This window comes from Bradyrhizobium ferriligni (assembly GCF_056837965.1).
Window position 1 is genome coordinate 1 of sequence record NZ_JBXEJO010000240.1, and the last position, 479, is coordinate 479.

1 protein-coding gene is annotated in these 479 nt (G+C 40.1%); it reads left to right on the forward strand.

Annotated elements, in window-relative coordinates; genetic code table 11:
- On the forward strand, positions 1 to 254 hold a 254-nt coding region (locus AC1VNY_RS42585), incomplete at its 5' end, for a hypothetical protein (protein ID WP_482409685.1).
- Positions 255 to 479 lie beyond the last annotated feature (225 nt).

Consider the following 479-nt stretch of genomic DNA (forward strand, 5'->3'; position numbering starts at 1 on the left):
GCATACTACAGCTGGCATTCTGGAGTGTGTTGTGGTTGAATTCTGTTCATGTGATTATTAAGTGTTATGTGTTGGGTTCAGAGTCTAAAAATAGTGCTCTGATCTCTCCTTGTAAGCTGGTTGATGTTGGGGTTAGGGTGTTCGCAATATATGTCTCTAAACCTCTCTTCCTGTGTCTCCCATGCCAATCTATTCAGCAAAATTTCTTGTTGTCGTTAGGATTTGCTTTGCTGTATGGAGAGTTTTTGCTGTGATTGGTTATACTTGTGTGACCCTTTCTTATCTAGTTCTAAGGCTTTTATTCAAATCAGGGTCCTGAGACATAATGAATAGGATAATAGAAGTCAAGGAACTAGAGCAGACCAAGATCCAACCCCAAATGTTGTCCTATTAACACGCTGCATAACTGCAGTTTGGCTAAGTGGGTATATGTCAAAAAGGGAAGACAAACATGGCTCCAAAAATGCTGTGCTGAAAAT